At 40.8% G+C, this 16097-nt stretch carries 18 protein-coding genes; 15 read left to right on the top strand and 3 right to left on the bottom strand.

Going from position 1 to position 16097, the window contains the following annotated elements; genetic code table 11:
* Positions 1-3 precede the first annotated feature (3 nt).
* The 4 genes from POV27_RS09690 to POV27_RS09675 are packed head-to-tail and all read left to right on the top strand — an operon-like array spanning position 4 to position 2517.
* Positions 4-516, top strand: a complete 513-nt coding sequence (locus tag POV27_RS09690; protein WP_272862555.1) for an O-acetyl-ADP-ribose deacetylase — start codon at positions 4-6, stop codon at positions 514-516.
* Complete coding sequence (locus tag POV27_RS09685; RefSeq protein WP_272862554.1) at positions 513-935, top strand: ADP-ribosylation/crystallin J1; 423 nt, start codon at positions 513-515, stop codon at positions 933-935. The genes POV27_RS09690 and POV27_RS09685 overlap by 4 nt, the downstream gene beginning before the upstream one ends.
* Complete coding sequence (locus POV27_RS09680; RefSeq protein WP_272862553.1) at positions 932-1879, top strand: ADP-ribosylglycohydrolase family protein; 948 nt, start codon at positions 932-934, stop codon at positions 1877-1879. Before POV27_RS09685 ends, POV27_RS09680 begins: the two co-directional genes overlap by 4 nt.
* Positions 1876-2517 carry a DUF4291 domain-containing protein gene (locus POV27_RS09675; protein ID WP_272862552.1) on the top strand — a complete coding sequence of 214 codons (642 nt, stop codon included), beginning with the start codon at positions 1876-1878 and terminating at the stop codon, positions 2515-2517. Before POV27_RS09680 ends, POV27_RS09675 begins: the two co-directional genes overlap by 4 nt.
* Positions 2518-2526: 9 nt before the next feature.
* On the opposite strand, the gene POV27_RS09670 is transcribed toward POV27_RS09675, so the two are convergent.
* The gene (locus POV27_RS09670; RefSeq protein WP_272862551.1) at positions 2527-4191 is read right to left on the bottom strand and encodes an IPT/TIG domain-containing protein; all 1665 of its coding nucleotides are present in this window, start codon (positions 4189-4191) and stop codon (positions 2527-2529) included.
* Between the two features lie 221 nt (positions 4192-4412).
* Here POV27_RS09670 and POV27_RS09665 point away from each other — a divergent pair, with 221 nt between their 5' ends.
* The 5 genes from POV27_RS09665 (at position 4413) to POV27_RS09645 (ending at position 9716) form a co-directional block, all read left to right on the top strand.
* The gene (locus POV27_RS09665) at positions 4413-5240 is read left to right on the top strand and encodes an oxidoreductase (protein WP_272862550.1); all 828 of its coding nucleotides are present in this window, start codon (positions 4413-4415) and stop codon (positions 5238-5240) included.
* Positions 5241-5275: 35 nt separating this feature from the next.
* Entirely contained in the window at positions 5276-6184 is a 909-nt protein-coding gene (locus POV27_RS09660) for a helix-turn-helix domain-containing protein (RefSeq protein ID WP_272862549.1), read from the top strand.
* A gap of 1 nt (position 6185) precedes the next feature.
* Positions 6186-6851, top strand: a complete 666-nt coding sequence (locus POV27_RS09655) for an NAD-dependent epimerase/dehydratase family protein (RefSeq protein WP_272862548.1) — start codon at positions 6186-6188, stop codon at positions 6849-6851.
* 38 nt (positions 6852-6889) lie between these two features.
* On the top strand, positions 6890-7993 hold the full coding sequence (locus POV27_RS09650) for an MBL fold metallo-hydrolase (RefSeq protein ID WP_272862547.1): 1104 nt from the start codon (positions 6890-6892) through the stop codon (positions 7991-7993).
* A gap of 313 nt (positions 7994-8306) precedes the next feature.
* A complete protein-coding gene (locus POV27_RS09645; RefSeq protein WP_272862546.1) occupies positions 8307-9716 on the top strand; it encodes a formylglycine-generating enzyme family protein in 1410 nt (469 codons plus the stop codon).
* A 612-nt stretch (positions 9717-10328) separates the two neighbouring features.
* Here POV27_RS09645 and POV27_RS09640 read toward each other — a convergent pair.
* Positions 10329-10892, bottom strand: a complete 564-nt coding sequence (locus POV27_RS09640; RefSeq protein ID WP_272862545.1) for a YceI family protein — start codon at positions 10890-10892, stop codon at positions 10329-10331.
* Positions 10893-11010: 118 nt separating this feature from the next.
* Here POV27_RS09640 and POV27_RS09635 point away from each other — a divergent pair, with 118 nt between their 5' ends.
* Positions 11011-11874, top strand: a complete 864-nt coding sequence (locus POV27_RS09635) for a winged helix-turn-helix domain-containing protein (protein WP_272862544.1) — start codon at positions 11011-11013, stop codon at positions 11872-11874.
* A gap of 20 nt (positions 11875-11894) precedes the next feature.
* Here the strand turns inward: POV27_RS09635 and POV27_RS09630 are convergent, their stop codons facing one another.
* Complete coding sequence (locus POV27_RS09630; RefSeq protein ID WP_272862543.1) at positions 11895-12266, bottom strand: winged helix-turn-helix transcriptional regulator; 372 nt, start codon at positions 12264-12266, stop codon at positions 11895-11897.
* A gap of 215 nt (positions 12267-12481) precedes the next feature.
* Between POV27_RS09630 and POV27_RS09625 the strand changes: the two genes are divergently transcribed.
* The 5 genes from POV27_RS09625 to POV27_RS09605 all read left to right on the top strand — a co-directional run bounded on the left by POV27_RS09625 (position 12482) and on the right by POV27_RS09605 (position 16096).
* Positions 12482-13423 carry an NADP-dependent oxidoreductase gene (locus POV27_RS09625; protein WP_272862542.1) on the top strand — a complete coding sequence of 314 codons (942 nt, stop codon included), beginning with the start codon at positions 12482-12484 and terminating at the stop codon, positions 13421-13423.
* A 32-nt stretch (positions 13424-13455) separates the two neighbouring features.
* The gene (locus POV27_RS09620; RefSeq protein ID WP_272862541.1) at positions 13456-13758 is read left to right on the top strand and encodes a DUF1330 domain-containing protein; all 303 of its coding nucleotides are present in this window, start codon (positions 13456-13458) and stop codon (positions 13756-13758) included.
* A 54-nt stretch (positions 13759-13812) separates the two neighbouring features.
* Positions 13813-14790: an LLM class oxidoreductase gene (locus POV27_RS09615; RefSeq protein ID WP_272862540.1), complete on the top strand. Its 978-nt coding sequence runs from the start codon at positions 13813-13815 to the stop codon at positions 14788-14790.
* Positions 14787-15596 (top strand): SDR family NAD(P)-dependent oxidoreductase, encoded by an 810-nt coding sequence (locus tag POV27_RS09610; RefSeq protein WP_272862539.1) that lies wholly within the window; start codon positions 14787-14789, stop codon positions 15594-15596. Before POV27_RS09615 ends, POV27_RS09610 begins: the two co-directional genes overlap by 4 nt.
* A gap of 83 nt (positions 15597-15679) precedes the next feature.
* Positions 15680-16096, top strand: coding sequence for a VOC family protein (locus POV27_RS09605; RefSeq protein ID WP_272862538.1), 417 nt, complete (start codon positions 15680-15682; stop codon positions 16094-16096).
* Position 16097: the final 1 nt, after the last annotated feature.

Below are 16097 nucleotides of genomic sequence, written 5' to 3'. Positions count from 1 at the left end.
TACATGGAAATACAAGTGATACTTGGTGATATTACCGAAATGGAAGTGGATGCCATCGTAAATGCAGCCAATTCTTCCCTTATGGGTGGATCTGGGGTAGACGGGGCCATTCACAGAAAAGGAGGTCCGGAAATACTGGAAGCTTGTCTTGACATACGTGCTCGTATCGGGAAATTGGATACAGGCAAAGCCGTAATCACTACAGCAGGAAAACTAAAGGCGAATCATGTTATCCATACCGTAGGTCCGGTTTGGAATGAAGGAGGAAAGGAAAAGGAAGGTTTACTTAGGGATTGTTATGTAAATGCGATGCAATTGGCGATCAAACATGGAATAAAAACCATTGCCTTTCCCAATATCAGTACGGGCGTGTACCGATTTCCGAAAGCCTTGGCCGCTCAAATAGCAGTGGATGCTATATTGGAGATGGAAAAGCAAGAAAATATGAAAGAAGTGGTATTTGTTTGTTTTGAAAAGGACAATTACGAACTATACCAAAGAATATTGAACACATGAAAACAATAACACTATATAGACCTATAGGAATTAAGGAATTGGAGCTTATCATTGAAAGTGGTCATGCCCGTTTTCCGCCCAGACTGGAGTGGCAACCTATATTCTATCCGGTAATGAATGAAGGGTATGCGATTGAAATCTGTGTAAAATGGAATACGACCGATGAGTTCTCGGGTTATATAGGCTTTGTAACAGCGTTTCAAGTAGATGCTGAGTATCTTAAGAAGTTTGAAGTTCAGAACGTAGGGGGCACAACACATAACGAACTGTGGGTGCCTGCTGAGGAAATGGAGGTTTTCAATGATCATATTATTGGTACTATAAACGTGACGAAGACCTATATAGGACCAAATTTTAAGGGATCGGAGAATGAAGTAATTAAAAACATAATTAAAACAACTAAAGTGAACATAGGATGAGTTTGTTGAATAACATAAGAGGAGGAGTGTACGGTGTAGCCGTTGGTGATGCCTTGGGTGTTCCTTATGAGTTCCTGTTAAAGGATGATATGGAAAAGCGACCTGCTACTACCATGGTGGGGCATGGGAGTCATAATCAACCACCTGGAACCTGGTCGGATGACAGTTCGTTGACCTTTTGTTTGATGGAAGGTTTAATGAATGGCTACAATACCCATGCTATTGCGGAGAAGTTCATTGCTTGGTATGACGATGCCTATTGGACACCCCACGGAACGGTTTTCGACATAGGCGTGACTACACGTCAAGCCATTTTTTACATGAAGAAAGGGCATACGCCCGAAATCTGTGGCGGTATGGACGAGTACTCCAATGGAAATGGATCACTAATGCGCATTCTACCTCTGGTTTTTCTGTTGGAAAAAGAAGGTGACATCCAAAAGCGATTTCAAATGGTAAAGGATATATCATCTATGACCCATGCTCATTTGAGATCGGTATTGGCCTGTTATATCTACCTGGAGTATGCATTGCAGCTCATGGAAACCAAGGATAAGTTCAAGGCATATCAGAACATGAAAACCTTGGTCAATGCATTTTTGGCTACTCAAGATTTGAATCCCAAGGAAATCGGATTTTATTTCGATGTTCTTGAGTATAATGTTAATGAGATTCAAGTCTCCAGAATTTCGGGAAGTGGTTATGTGGTGAACAGCTTAAAGGCTTCCTTATGGTGTCTTTTGAACACCGACTCCTATAAAGAAGCTGTGTTGGCAGCCGTGAATCTTGGAGAAGACACCGACACCACAGCTGCCATTACCGGAGGATTGGCTGGCTTGTATTATGGCGTAGCACAAATCCCAAAGGAGTGGATCCAACAATTAGCGAGATATGGAGACATTGAAGATTTAATCCTTCGGTTTGAAATAGCACTAAAATCATGAAATTACATACAGAATTATATACGAATCAAATAGAAAAATGGCCCAAAAGCGGTCAACACATCATGGCGCAATACGATGATGAAAAGATTATTGTGTATCAATCGTATCGGCCGGAAATAGGTCATTTCGCCGCTAGGAATCAATATTTCGGAGGAGCATTTAGTCTCAGTAGAATGACTTGGATTAAACCCAACTTCTTATGGATGATGTTCCGTAATGGTTGGGGAACGAAAGAAGGACAGGAAGTTGTATTGGCCATACACCTAAAACGGGAAGCATTTGATCGTTATTTGGATAATGCGGTGTATTCCACTTATAAAGAAGGTATTTATGCTTCCCATGAAGCTTGGCAACAGTCTGTAAAAGAATCAAATGTGCGTCTTCAATGGGATCCCGACCATGATCCTTATGGTGCAAAATTAGAGCGTCGAGCTATACAACTCGGTCTTCGTAATGATGAGATTACCCAATATTCTAGAGAAGACGTTTTAGAAATAGAGGATATATCCGAATTCGTAGCCCATGAGCACACTAAGGTGGAAGCAAAGGACCTTTCAAACTTAATCGTTCCGGCAGAGAAACCGTATTGGCCAGCTTCCGGCACTACTATAAAAAAGCTAGGTCTTGACTCGCACTAAACTCCTTCACTAAGAATTTGGAAAAAAGTCTTCCACATCTGGATCCTTAAAGTTTTTCACATCCAAACTATCGATGGTGTAACTCTCAATTTTCTCACTTTGCTTTTCTGTACGGATCGTAGTGGGAAAAGCGTCCATACGATGAAAATTACCTTCATCGTCCTTAAAGGCTACAACAATTTCTTCTTCCCAGTCATACCAATACGCCCAATGATCTCTATAAGAGGTAACGACCCACGTCTTGGGAGTACCATTCTCACATACTTCATAATGGTATTCGTATTCAACACTTAGATAGGCTTTACGTACCAAATACAGACGCCCAATATGAAAGAGCCACAAATGCCTACCTCGAAGTTTAGACGAACCCTTTCCATCAATCTTGATCGTAGTGGTCCAGTTTTTTCCATTCACTTCAATTTCTAAGGGGCCTTTCCCAATTTTGGCAGTAGCACCATACTCCCAATGGTCGGTGGTTTTGGTGAATTCAATTTTGCTATCACCTTCGGCAATAAAGAACTCAAAGGACGGGGAGAGCTGCTCCTCAAACAAAAGCGTTCGGTCGTCTAGGTAGTCATATCGCTGATAGAAATAGTAGATGTCTTCCCTACATGGAACATTCCCTTTAAAGAAATAACTGGTTTTCCAAGGGGTCGTTGTGCTCATCGAAGGATATCCCGGTATTCCCGGGACTATAGGACCTTCGTAGTTGTTAGCAATGGTATCTTGTTCGCGAGCGTCTTCCAATAGGGCATCCATATCTTTCCAGTACTTTCTTTCTTCAGATTCCGGAGGGTCTATTCCTGGCGGAACGGGTCTGGAATAGGGTTTATTCCTGTCTTTGGGGTCCCTTGGATCGAGTGGGGTATCCTCAGGGATTTCCCTCCCTTTATTTCGTTCCTCTTGTATTTCGGCTTCAGGTACGGTACTTTGTTCCTTCTCTTCGTTGTTCTCTTTCGTTTTATTCCCACTGAGAACAGGAGTACCCTCAAAATTAGTTTCGTATTCGGATTCGAACGAAGCATAGGGGTTGGTATTTGTTATATTCGGGACATTCCATTCAGCTATCGGAGGACTAAGTAAAATAGTAGATATGCTGAATCCACCACTCTGACGGGCTTTGAGCTTAAAACTCTTTGTAAAAGTACCGTTTACATCTACATCTTGTGGATATACCATAACCATTTGCTCCGCGCCTCCTTGTAAGCGTACATTTTTGGGACTTAAGTTCTGAAGCGTTACCGAGACCGGAACTTTCAGATTGTGCATTCCAACAAACTTTAAGGTGACTGTGGCACTTTCTCCTTTTACAAGATGGGGTTTGTCTACCGATAGTTCGACCCCAACCACTTTGCAGGGATAGGAAAGGCTTCTTCCATTTTCGATAAAGGTTAGTTTTTGCGATCCAAGTATGTCATTCGGAATTTTAAAGACAACATGGGTTGAAGACTCTTTTAAAACCGGCAAAGGTCTGTTTCCTAAAAGAACGGTAGTATTGTTGCTATCTCCATCAAAATTACCCGCAATGGTATTGATATCCCCGGACATAAGATAATCTGGGATTTTAACGATACTTGGAAGGGACATTTCATTGTTAGGGGTCGTTGTTTGGGCTAGTAGCGGTAAGCAGCTCATCATAAAACCCAGGGCGAGTAGGGGGATTTTCCTTTTCATCATCACACTATTTAATTGTTACTATATACCCTTTAGTGTATTGCGAAGTTCGATTTGTAATAATCTAAGTTGTTTAATTTCAATTTATTACGAATAATTGGAATGAAAATTACTGACTTCTGTAAAAAGTATACATCATTCTGTAAAATGTATAATTTCTTGAATGCCGTGCGTCTTAGTTTTGCAGTGTAAAATCCAAAGAACACCTAAAACAAAGGATTATGAAAAAAGTAATTTTAGTCACAGGAGCATCATCAGGCATAGGAAAAGCTACTGCCTTGCAATTGATTGAAGAAGGACATACTGTGTACGGTCTAGCCCGTCGCGTAGAGAATATGCAGGATTTGATAGCGGCAGGAGGAAAGGCAATGTCTATGGATGTGACTGTTCACAACCAGGTGAAGGCCGTCATTTCTGAAATACTAAAAAAAGAGCAACGCATCGATGTATTAGTAAACAATGCTGGTTTTGCTGTGTATGGAGCTATAGAGGATGTGAGCTATGATGATGCCAAACGTCAGTTTGAAGTGAATATGTTTGGCTTGGCCGAAGTGACCAAAGCGGTATTGCCCACCATGCGGTCTCAGCAAAGTGGGAAAATCATAAATATTAGTTCTGTGGGAGGTAAGATCTATAGTCCGTTGGGTGCTTGGTACCATGCGACAAAGCACGCTTTGGAAGGATGGAGCGATTGTCTACGTATAGAGGTAAAGCAATTCGGGATCGATGTTGTTATTGTAGAACCGGGCGCCATAAAAACAGAATTTGGTGAGGTCATGGCAGAAAATTTTGCTCGATCGGAGCATAGTGTATATGCCCCTTTGGCCCATAATATGATGAATGCCGTAAAAAGCACCTATGAAACCAAAGGGCAGTCTTCCCCTCCAACGGTTATTGCCGATGTAATTTCCAAAGCCGTAAAAAGTCCAAAGCCTAAAACGCGTTATTCTGCGGGTAAAATGGCGGCTCAAACCTTATTCTTCAGAAAATGGTTCAGTGATCGATTCTTCGACAAAACCATTATGAATATGATAAGCAAAAGGGCTTAAGCGCCAACATTTGGTTTCGTAAATTTGTATAGATCATGGACGAAATATATAACATAGAGAGTATTGAGCAAATACATCAGCTGCTAGGTTTAGGAGAGGTAAAACATCCACTGGTTTCGGTAGTTCATATGAAAAACTTTCCGAAGGAAACCGACTTCGAAGGAATGAAGTTTTCATCAGAACTGTATATGATATCCCTAAAGGATGGTGTGGAAGGCTCCATACAATACGGTAGAAGTTCTTATGATTTTTCCGATGGAACGATGATTTTTACCAAACCCCATCAAGTTATTTACGGTACGACCGAAAATATCTGTCACGATTCTAAAGGATGGCTACTCCTTTTTCATCCCGATCTCATCCGCAAATCGGAATTGGGCCGTACCATCAGTCAATATTCCTTTTTCGATTATGAAGTAAATGAAGCACTTCACCTTTCGGAAGAAGAACAGCAAATCGTTACCGACCTGGTATTGAAAATTGAACGGGAATACCAACAGAATATCGATAAACACAGTCAGAAGTTGATTGTTTCCAATATTGAATTGTTGTTGGGATATAGCACACGCTATTACGACAGACAGTTTTATGTGCGGACGAATTTACACCAAGATCATATTTCGGAATTCGAATCACTACTACGGCATTATTTTAATTCGAACAAACCTACCGAATTAGGATTGCCGAGTGTGAAATACTGTGGGGAGCAATTGAATATGTCACCTAATTATCTAAGTGATTTACTGAAAAAGGAAACTGGAAAGAGTGCTAAAGACCATATAAATGGTTATGTGGTGAATAGAGCCAAGAATAAGCTATTGGGGACAACAGATTCCATTAGTGCAATCGCTTACGATCTTGGGTTCGAATATCCACAACATTTTAGCAAGTTATTCAAATCGAAAACCGGGGTAAGTCCTGCGCAATACAGATCACAGAATTGACATGAAAAAAGTAATTATTACAGGAGCTACCGGTATGGTGGGCAAAGGCGTGCTTTTGGAATGCTTGGATCATCCCGATATTTCGGAAGTGCTCGCCATAAACCGAAGTAGTCTTGAGATGCAACATCCTAAACTGAAGGAAATCTTACTGCAGGATTTCACAGCTTTAGAAAGTGTAAAAGATCAATTAGTGGGTTGTGATGGTTGCTTCTTTTGCATGGGTGTTTCCGTAGTAGGATTAAATGAAGCCAGCTACACTCAAATTACCTATACAATCACGAAAATCTTTGCAGACATCCTACATGAATTGAATCCTAATATGGTTTTTAATTATGTTTCAGGAGCTGGAACGGATAGCTCGGAACAGGGGAGGAGTATGTGGGTGCGCGTAAAAGGAAAAACCGAAAATTATATCCTAAATAGAGGATTTGGCGATGCTTATGCCTTTCGACCCGGCGCGATTATCCCAGAACGGGGCATTAAATCGAAGACAGGATGGTATAATGCTATTTACGTAATCATGCGACCCTTTTTTCCTTTACTTAAAAAATCCAAAAACATTACTACTACCACCAAAATTGGATTAGCCATGATCCATACCTTATCACATTCCATGGCTTTAAAACATCCCGAGAATAAAGACATTAATCTTTGGGCAACGCATTAATCATTATGTTGAAACGAATATTAAAACTTCTAAAACGTATGTTACTCATTTTACTGGGACTCATCGGAATACTAGTCATAGGCTATTTTCTCTTTGTGAATTTACATCCTGCTTTTGGAGGTGATGTAAGTAAGGAACTTAAAGAAACCTATGCAAAATCAGACAATCATGAAGATGGGAAATTTATAAATATCGACGGGGTAGACGATGACATCACCTTTGGTAAGGGAATGAAAATCATGCGAACCATGCTCTTTAATCGCTTTCCCAATGCCAAACCGGACAAAGAATTACCCATGCTAAAGGCGGATTCTGCCCAAGTGGCCGATTATAATGGATCAGCACGACTTATTTGGTTTGGGCATTCCACTTTCTTATTGCAGGCCGAAGGAAAGGATATTCTCATCGATCCTATGCTTACCGATATGCCTTCGCCAATTTCTAGGGATGCACAGCGGAGATTCAACAAATCTCTGCCTATCGAAATAGAACAATTACCGCATATAGATGCGGTGCTCATCTCTCATGATCATTACGATCATTTGGACTATGAATCCATAAAGAGGCTTCGTGAAAAAGTGACCCATTTCTTTGTTCCCTTGGGAGTCGGGGTTCATTTGGAGGCGTGGGATGTCCCCAAGGATCGAATTACTGAGATGGATTGGTGGGAGGAAACCCAATACGAAGGATTTCGGTTTGCCTGCACGCCCGCCCAACATTTTTCAGGGAGGAAATTCAATAACAGGGGAAGTACCTTATGGGCTTCGTGGGTTATTACTTCAGAAAACAATAATATCTTCTTTAGTGGCGATAGCGGGTATGGAGAACACTTTAAAGCCATTGGGGAAAAGTACGGTCCCTTCGATTTTGCTATGCTGGAATGTGGACAGTACAACGAATTATGGCCTGTAATACACATGATGCCCGAAGAAACAGCCCAAGCAGGAGTGGATGTTGGCGCCAGGGTAATCATGCCTATTCACTGGGGTGCTTTTCAGTTGGCTATGCACGACTGGGATGATCCTGTAAAGCGCGTGGTGAAACAAGCTCAGGCCATAAATATTCCCGTGGTAGTTCCTAAAATGGGAGCATCCATAGATCTCAATACGCTGGACGGAGGTACTTATTCCAAATGGTGGTAGGCACTCGGTGAGGTTCTACGCCGCACTCCAAAGGCGGGCTAAGCACCCGCCCCGAAGTCTGCGTAAAACAATTAAATTACCCTAGCAATTATAATTGAAAAAACTGGACTTTCCAGTTCTCTTTACTAATTGTTGGAGGCGAATATATCCAAACCCACATAGAATATTTATATGGATCACTTTATAAAAACTTACTCAGTAATAAATTAGGAATAGGATTGAGCCACAATTATTTAAGAAGTTCTTAGGAATTAGCGCAGTGGTTTTTGGGTATCTTGAACGGTGAATAATCATCATCAAAAAACATTTCGCAATGAACTTCTTCAAAAAAACTGCATGTATAGTGCTCCTCATGGCTGTTGGAGCCCTATACGCCAACGACATTAAAGTTTCTAACGTAGCCTTCAATAAAAAGAAAGGAACTGTAAATTTCGAACTCTATTGGGAAAATGGTTGGAAGAATTCGAAAAACCACGATGCTGCTTGGGCATTTGTTAAATTAATAGATACTAAAGGGAACTACGTTCATGGAACCTTGGGAAATTCCTCACATACAATTACGGCTATTAATGGTCCTGAAGGAGATTTGTCAGTTCCCGAAGATAGAGTAGGGGTATTTGTGGCGCCAGGAGCCATGCATCGGGGCGATGTCCATTGGAACGTACAATTGATGTTGGATGCTTCAGTCTTAAAGAACCTTCCCGAAAATGTAACGGCACAAGTATTTGCCATAGAAATGGTATATGTTCCCAAAGGATCTTTTTACGTAGGGGCTACCGAAAAGGAGGCCATCGATTATGCTTCCTTTTACGAGTCGGATGCCTCAGGAAATCCCGTTGGACCCTACCATATTACTTCGGAAAACCAAGCGATTAAGGTAGGTCCTGAGGAAGGTAATTTGTACTATCAAATAGGCAATTCCCCTTATCGCGGGGATCATGAAGGAACGGTTCCCAGTGCCTTCCCAAAAGGACATGATGCGTTTTATATCATGAAATATGAAACTACGCAAGGTTTGTATTGTGATTTCCTAAATGCTATACCTGCTCATTTGGCGTCGAAATTGAGTCCACATGAAGTAGAAAAATATTATGAAAAGAAAGGTGGGATTCGGTATAATAATGATCAATATAAAGCCGATACCTATAACCGTCCTGCGAATTTCATTACGTGGGACGATGGAGCTTCTTTTGCCGATTGGGCTGGACTGCGTCCCATGACCGAATTGGAATTTACCAAAGCTGCAAGAGGTATTGCCGATCCCCTTGTGCATGAATTTCCATGGGGCACCGATAATACAGCAGCCTTAAAGCGTAAAGTGGCGCTTACAGATGAATTGATATTGGAAGATGGTATTTCTGAAGCAGATTTAAATGACACCAACAGACAAGTGTATGGAGCTTCTTACTATTGGGTCATGGATTTGGCGGGAAGTCTGTGGGAAAAATGTGTAACCATCGGACACCCTATCGGACGGAATTACCAAGGAACCCATGGAGATGGTTCACTTTCTGAAGACGGTTCCGCTACGAATGAAGATTGGCCTAAAGGGATTAATGAAGAAGGAGGCTACGGATACCGCGGGGGCGGTTATTATTATCATGACATGAAAATAAGTGACTTTAATCCACATAGCCCTACGTCCTACAGGCCTTACGGGAGCTGGTCGGGCGGTCCCAGATCTATTGCTTATAGCCAACGGTATGTGAGGACAACCCAATAATTGTGATTTGCGCACATAAAAAAAGGCGAACCCTAAAGTTCGCCAAGTATTAAAAAAACTCAATAATTTGTATTTCTTAAACCTCACAAAACACAAACCAGAATTATTAGGATAAGATGTTTTCTCATTTTACGGTTAAAAGCAGCTTTAGGAGCGACCCGCCCCAGGCCGCTCACTTAAAGCCTAATCTTCCAATAGTTTGAGTAGATTTAATATTCCCATATTACTACTGCGTGCTTAACTGTATAGAGAACTGCATATAGGTACGTAAATCGCAATTGAAAGATTTTCCGTAAAGAACATCTTAACTTAAAAATACCAAGGAGCGTAGCACAAAAATTTGATCTACTTTAAATTTTGTTGGGTTGTAGAATTCGATCAAATATTGTTGATGCAAATATGAATGCTCCCATAGAAATTTCCTACAATTGTATCGGATAATATATTCGCTTAGTAATAAATTATGAAATGCTAATGGCGACAATTGGAAAAAGGGAATTGCCGCCATTTTTGATAGGTAAATTATAGGGAACCTACTATTTGATTACTCATTATGTAATGAATCAAAAGCACGTAAAAAGACAAGAGAAATAGAATGTTATAATCTATGCCCTAGAATTGTAAGGTTACATCAAACTCTATCGCTTCGGAAATGGCGTGATTCTTAAGTTTGTTGTTGTAGGTGATTCCCCAGCGGGTTCGGTCTATCTTAAGTCGGGTTTTCAGTATCTTCTTGTCACCATCTACCAATGTTGGCCAAAACTCAATGGGCTGGGTGATTCCTTTAATCGTAAGATCTGCAAGGATTTTATGATCATTGCTATCTTCGAAATAGATAACATCTGTAATGACTAATATAGCTTTAGGGAACTTCTTCACATCAAAGAAATCAGGGTCTTTTAAGTGTGCAACGGGACCATCGCCCGTTTCTTCATAATCTGGATTCGTAATGCTGGTCATATCCACCTCAAAAAATCCTCCAACAATATCTCCGTTGGCCGTACTAAGCTCACCCTTAATGAAATTAACGGTACCGTTATGTTCACTGAATTGAAAAGCATAGGTTCCCTTCCAATTAATGATGCTCTGTGCTACTTGAAGCGGGTAAGTGTTCTGGGTTTGTGAATGAATGGTTGCACTGATTAATGCAAAGAATAGAATACATAGTTTCTTCATGATGATTTAAATTTTTGATCAAAACTATGGGGATGGGCCATCGGAAATGTCAAAAGAATGTAAAAGAAGTGTCAACCCTTGTAAAAATTCACCAAATTGCCTGTAATTTGTAGGAACCATGAAAAAGAGAATACTTTACTATTCGGGCCTTTTAGTAATAATGACCCTTGGGGTTATGGTTACTATGGGATTCCAAGAAACCGAGGATACGACTTCGAAATTGGCCAAAACAGCCCTTCGGGAGGTAGGACATCAGCTATTACTCGCGAATGAAGATTCCACTTCCTTGGTGCTTCCGGTCATTAAAAAAGAGGATTCCTATCGGATTTCGTTTCAGAAAACACTTGCCATTCAGCCAGATAGCCTGGTAGCTTTGGTAGAAAGAAGCCTTCATAAAGGAGCTATATCCAAAGATTATTTGGTAGAGGTGTTGCAATGTGATGATACAGAAGTTGCCTATAGCTATGCTGTATTAAATGAAGAAGAAAATAATATCATTCCCTGCAGGGGAAGGGGACTTCCAGAAGATTGTTATACCCTTCAAATCACCTTCAATAAACAAAAGGCTTCATTTTTTAATAAACAAACACTTGTATTTATCGTACTTCTTATACTTACCATACTTCTTGTAGAATTCTTACGCCTAAAGAAAGGTCCAGAGATAGTACCGGCGCTTAATGGAGAATTTACCCATGTGGGGAGTTTTCGGTTATATCCAGAGCAGAATAAATTGGTAAAGGAAGCCGAAGAAATTAGTCTATCCGTAAAAGAATGTCAGTTGCTTACCTTGTTAGCAGCGCAACCCAATGCGGTGATAAAGCGAGAAGAGCTAACGAAAAAGGTGTGGGAAGACAATGGCGTAGTAGTTGGAAGGAGTTTGGATACCTATATTTCCAAGCTTAGAAAAAAGCTAAAAGATGATGAGAGCATCAAAATTAGCAATGTGCATGGTGTAGGGTATAAGTTGGAGGTAAAAGGATAGTTAATTTACTACGAGACCTACTACACCTCTAAAAACTCTCCTTTTTCTTCTGCCACGACCATGCCCCAATTGGCAATAGAAGTGAGTACGGGTATCAAGCTTTCTCCAAAAGGGGTGAGGGCATATTCCACTTTTAAAGGGGGTTTCTTGGTATACACCTTGCGGGATATAAGACCGTCTTTCTCCAATTGTTTCAATTGAAGACTCAACGTACGTTCGGTAATAGTCGAAATCAGTTTGCGTAATTCATTGTAGCGTTTCTTTCCATCAATCAAATAAACTAGTATAACGCTTTTCCATTTTCCACCAATCAACTCCATAGCGATACTTGTAGTACAGGAGAACAATTTGTCATTGTACCGAATCAATCTCTTTTCGTGCTTCTCACTCATAATTACCGTTTTGTAGGGACAAAACTACAATACTATACAAAATTATACAACTATACTTTTTATAGTAAAAATATTTTGATATAAACACCTAATAATCAGTATTTTGAAAAAATATGCTGTTACTATCACTTTTGACCGTTATTGCATGATTTCCAAAGGCTTTCTAGTTTTGCACTATACTTTTTATAGTTTAAATCTTAAAGGAACAAACCATAATGAAAGCAATTGTATTAGAAAAAGCAGGAGGCATAGAAAATTTAGTGATGAAAGAAGTGGCGCAACCCATAATTAAAGATGAAGAAGTACTGGTGAAAGTGAAAGCTATCAGTGTAAATCCTGTAGATTATAAAGTACGGGGCAATGAAGATGTTTTAGGAATGATTTGCGGAAGAAACAGTCCTATTGTGTTGGGCTGGGATATCGCTGGGACTGTCGTAGCTGTAGGAGACAAGGTTACTAAATTCAATATAGGGGACAATGTCTTTGGAATGATCAACTTTCCAGGTACTGGAAGTGCCTATGCCGAATATGTAGCTGCTTCCGAAGCGCATTTGGCTAAAATCCCTTCGTCAACCTCTTTTGAAGAAGCTGCTGCGACCACTTTGGCTGCCCTAACAGCCCTACAAGTATTAAAGAATAATGTGAATCCAGGAGATCGCGTATTGATACATGCAGGTTCTGGCGGTGTCGGGCATTTCGCCATACAAATTGCCAAGTCCATGGGTGCTCATGTCATTACTACGAGCTCGGCTAAGAATAAGGATTTTGTGGTGTCCATAGGTGCCGATGAGCATATTGATTATAGAACAGAGGCCTTTCAAGATGTCCTTTCCAATATTGACTTTGTGTTCGATATGTTCAATGGGGAAACGCTCTATAATTCCGTAAAGGTCGTAAAATCGGGCGGTGCCATTGTTTCTATTCCCACTCCTGAATTTTCGGAGGAGATTCTAGCATTGGCCAAAGAAAGGGACGTGAAGGTCCTTTTCCACATGGTACAGTCCGATGGAGAAGATATGAACACCCTAAAGGACATGCTGGAAAGCGGTGCCGTAAAGCCGCAAATTTCAAAATCATTCCCCTTCGATCAAATGGCAAAAGCACATGAACAATTGGAAAGTGGTAGAACCGTGGGGAAAGTAATTGTGAAACTGTAAATAACATTCAAATAAACCTAAAAAAGAGAATTATGAGCTATTATTCAATATTAGATGTAACGCCAACGGAAGATAGTTGGATCGCTGATTATCTCCCTACAGCAGGCAGATTAGTGACAAAACACGGAGGCAAGTATTTGGCAAGAACCGCAAGCCATGAGCGTTTGGAAGGCGAAGGACCCGAAGTCGGTCTTCGTATTGTATTGGAATGGCCTTCTAAAGAGGCTGCCCTTAACTTTATGAACGATCCGGAATATGTGCCACACCTAAAGGCTCGAACAGCTGGTTCTGTAAGTAATCACTATCTTATTGAAGGGAAAGACGATCTTTCCTAGAAAGCAACGAATTTATTAGAGTCTTCCTGCTTCGGTGGGAAGATCTTCATCTTTATGAGAGTTTTTGAAACCATAAATAGGGGGTACAATACTGTATTCAAACCTGGTAAATTAACTGTAGGGATTGTAGTTCCCATTGAGAATTACGCCCAAAGTCCTATTCCTACTATGAAGCGACATCTAGAAAGGGCGCAGCTTATAGAATCATTGGGGTTTAAAGCACTTTGGGTACGGGACGTTCCTTTTCATGTTCCTTCCTTTGGCGATGCGGGACAGCAATACGATCCTTTTACCTATCTGGGATACCTAGCAGGGCAGACACAGGACATTGCCATGGGCGTGGCGAGCATTGCTTTGCCCTTGCACCATCCCGTTCATGTGGCCAAGTCGGCTGCGACCATAGATCAATTATCTGGAGGAAGGTTAATCTTAGGAGTAGCTTCCGGGGATCGGTACGATGAATATCCCGCCATGAATGTTCCCTATGAAAATAGAGGTCATTTGTTTAGGGAATCCTTTAATTACATTCGTGAATCGCAAAAAGAGTTTCCCAGTTTGGAAGAAAATCATTTTGGTCATTTAAAGGGCCATATCGATGTACTACCGAAGGCTACTGGACATAAGATTCCGATGCTCATTACAGGGTTTAGTCAACAATCCATGGAATGGAACGCTGCTCATGGTGATGGTTGGATGTACTATCCTAGGAACTTAACCCAGCAATACCACAGTATCACTCAATGGCGGGAATTAATAGACGCTACAGGAGTTAATGACAAACCATTCATGCAGCCTCTGTATATAGACTTGCAAGAGGATGACGATTATAAACCTGAACCTATTCACCTAGGCTTTAGAATAGGAACAAATTACTTAATAGAATATTTTAATCAACTGGAAAACATAGGGGTTAACCATATAGCATTAAACTTACGCTTTAACCCCATAGATATAGAACAAACCTTAGAACGACTCGCAAAAAAGGTATTGCCGCATTTTAATTCAACACAAGAAAAAGAGAACGTATCATGAAAAAGATCATATTCATTACGGGTAGTACGGATGGTATAGGAAAATTGGCTGCCACAAAACTGGCGAAGGAAGGCCACCAAGTGTATATTCATGGAAGGAACCGTGAAAAATTGGATAGAGTGATTTCGGAAATTAAAAAAGTATCCCACAACGAAGCTATTGATGGCTATGTAGCCGACTTTTCCAGTCTAGAGGCAGTACGGGACTTGGCCACGCGGATAAAGCAGGAACTCCCGAGGATAGATGTGTTGATTAATAATGCAGGGGTTTTTCAAGGCCCTGTCTCTTTGACTCCGGAAGGCTTGGATATTCGCTTTGCGGTAAACTATTTAGCCCCTTATGTTCTTACCGAGTACCTTACGCCCTTATTGGAAAAAGGGGAAGGCACAAGGGTAATAAATTTGAGCTCGGCGGCACAAGCTCCAGTATCTTTGGAAGCGCTTACTGGAACCGCTCAATTATCCGTTCAAGAGGCCTATGCACAGAGTAAACTGGCATTAACCATGTGGAGTTTTTATAAAGCCATGAATAATGATGCCATTGCTATTATTGCTGTGAACCCAGGCTCTTTATTGAACACCAATATGGTGAGGGAGGCTTATGGACACCATTGGTCTTCGGCCGATAAAGGAGCCAATATTTTGTTCGATTTGGCAGTTTCTGAAGCCTATAAGGATATCACCGCCATGTATTTCGATAATGATAGAGGAGATTTCGGAAGAGCGCATCCCTTAGCATACGATGAGATTGCTATTCAACAACTTATTGAGAAAACAGAAGCTATTCTTAAGAATAAAGAGGTGTAGTAGCAAGGGCTTTCTATGTCGCCTTTATACAATTTTGAACAATATCTCTTTGCTATCTTTAGGATTTGGCAAAATCAAATCCTATGAACCACATTTACGATACCTATATCCCTCCAGGATTCCATACCATTAGTGCTTATTTGTTTGCAGCACAACCTGAAGAGCTCATTCAATTTCTGAAGGAGGGTTTCTTCGCCGAAGAAATCAATAGAACTACCAACGAACGTACTGGCGAGATAGCCAATTGTATTTTAAAAATTGGGGAGTCCTGTTTTATGATCAGTCAGGCACGCGGAGAATTTAGCGATATGCGAACGGCTTTTTACTTATACACGGAAGCCGTAGATATGCTTTATCAACGGGCATTGGACCACGGAGCTAAGGATTCTTTTGCTCCGGCCGATATGGACTATGAAGATCGTCAAGCAGGTGTCATAGATCCTGCAGGAAACTATTGGTTTATTTCAAAACGATTGGTCAACAAAGGATATGAAGAGTAAT

The organism is Aureisphaera galaxeae (genome assembly GCF_028561275.1).
Classification (GTDB): Bacteria; Bacteroidota; Bacteroidia; order Flavobacteriales; family Flavobacteriaceae; genus Aureisphaera; species Aureisphaera galaxeae.
This window is presented reverse-complemented; position numbering and strand designations above follow the sequence as displayed.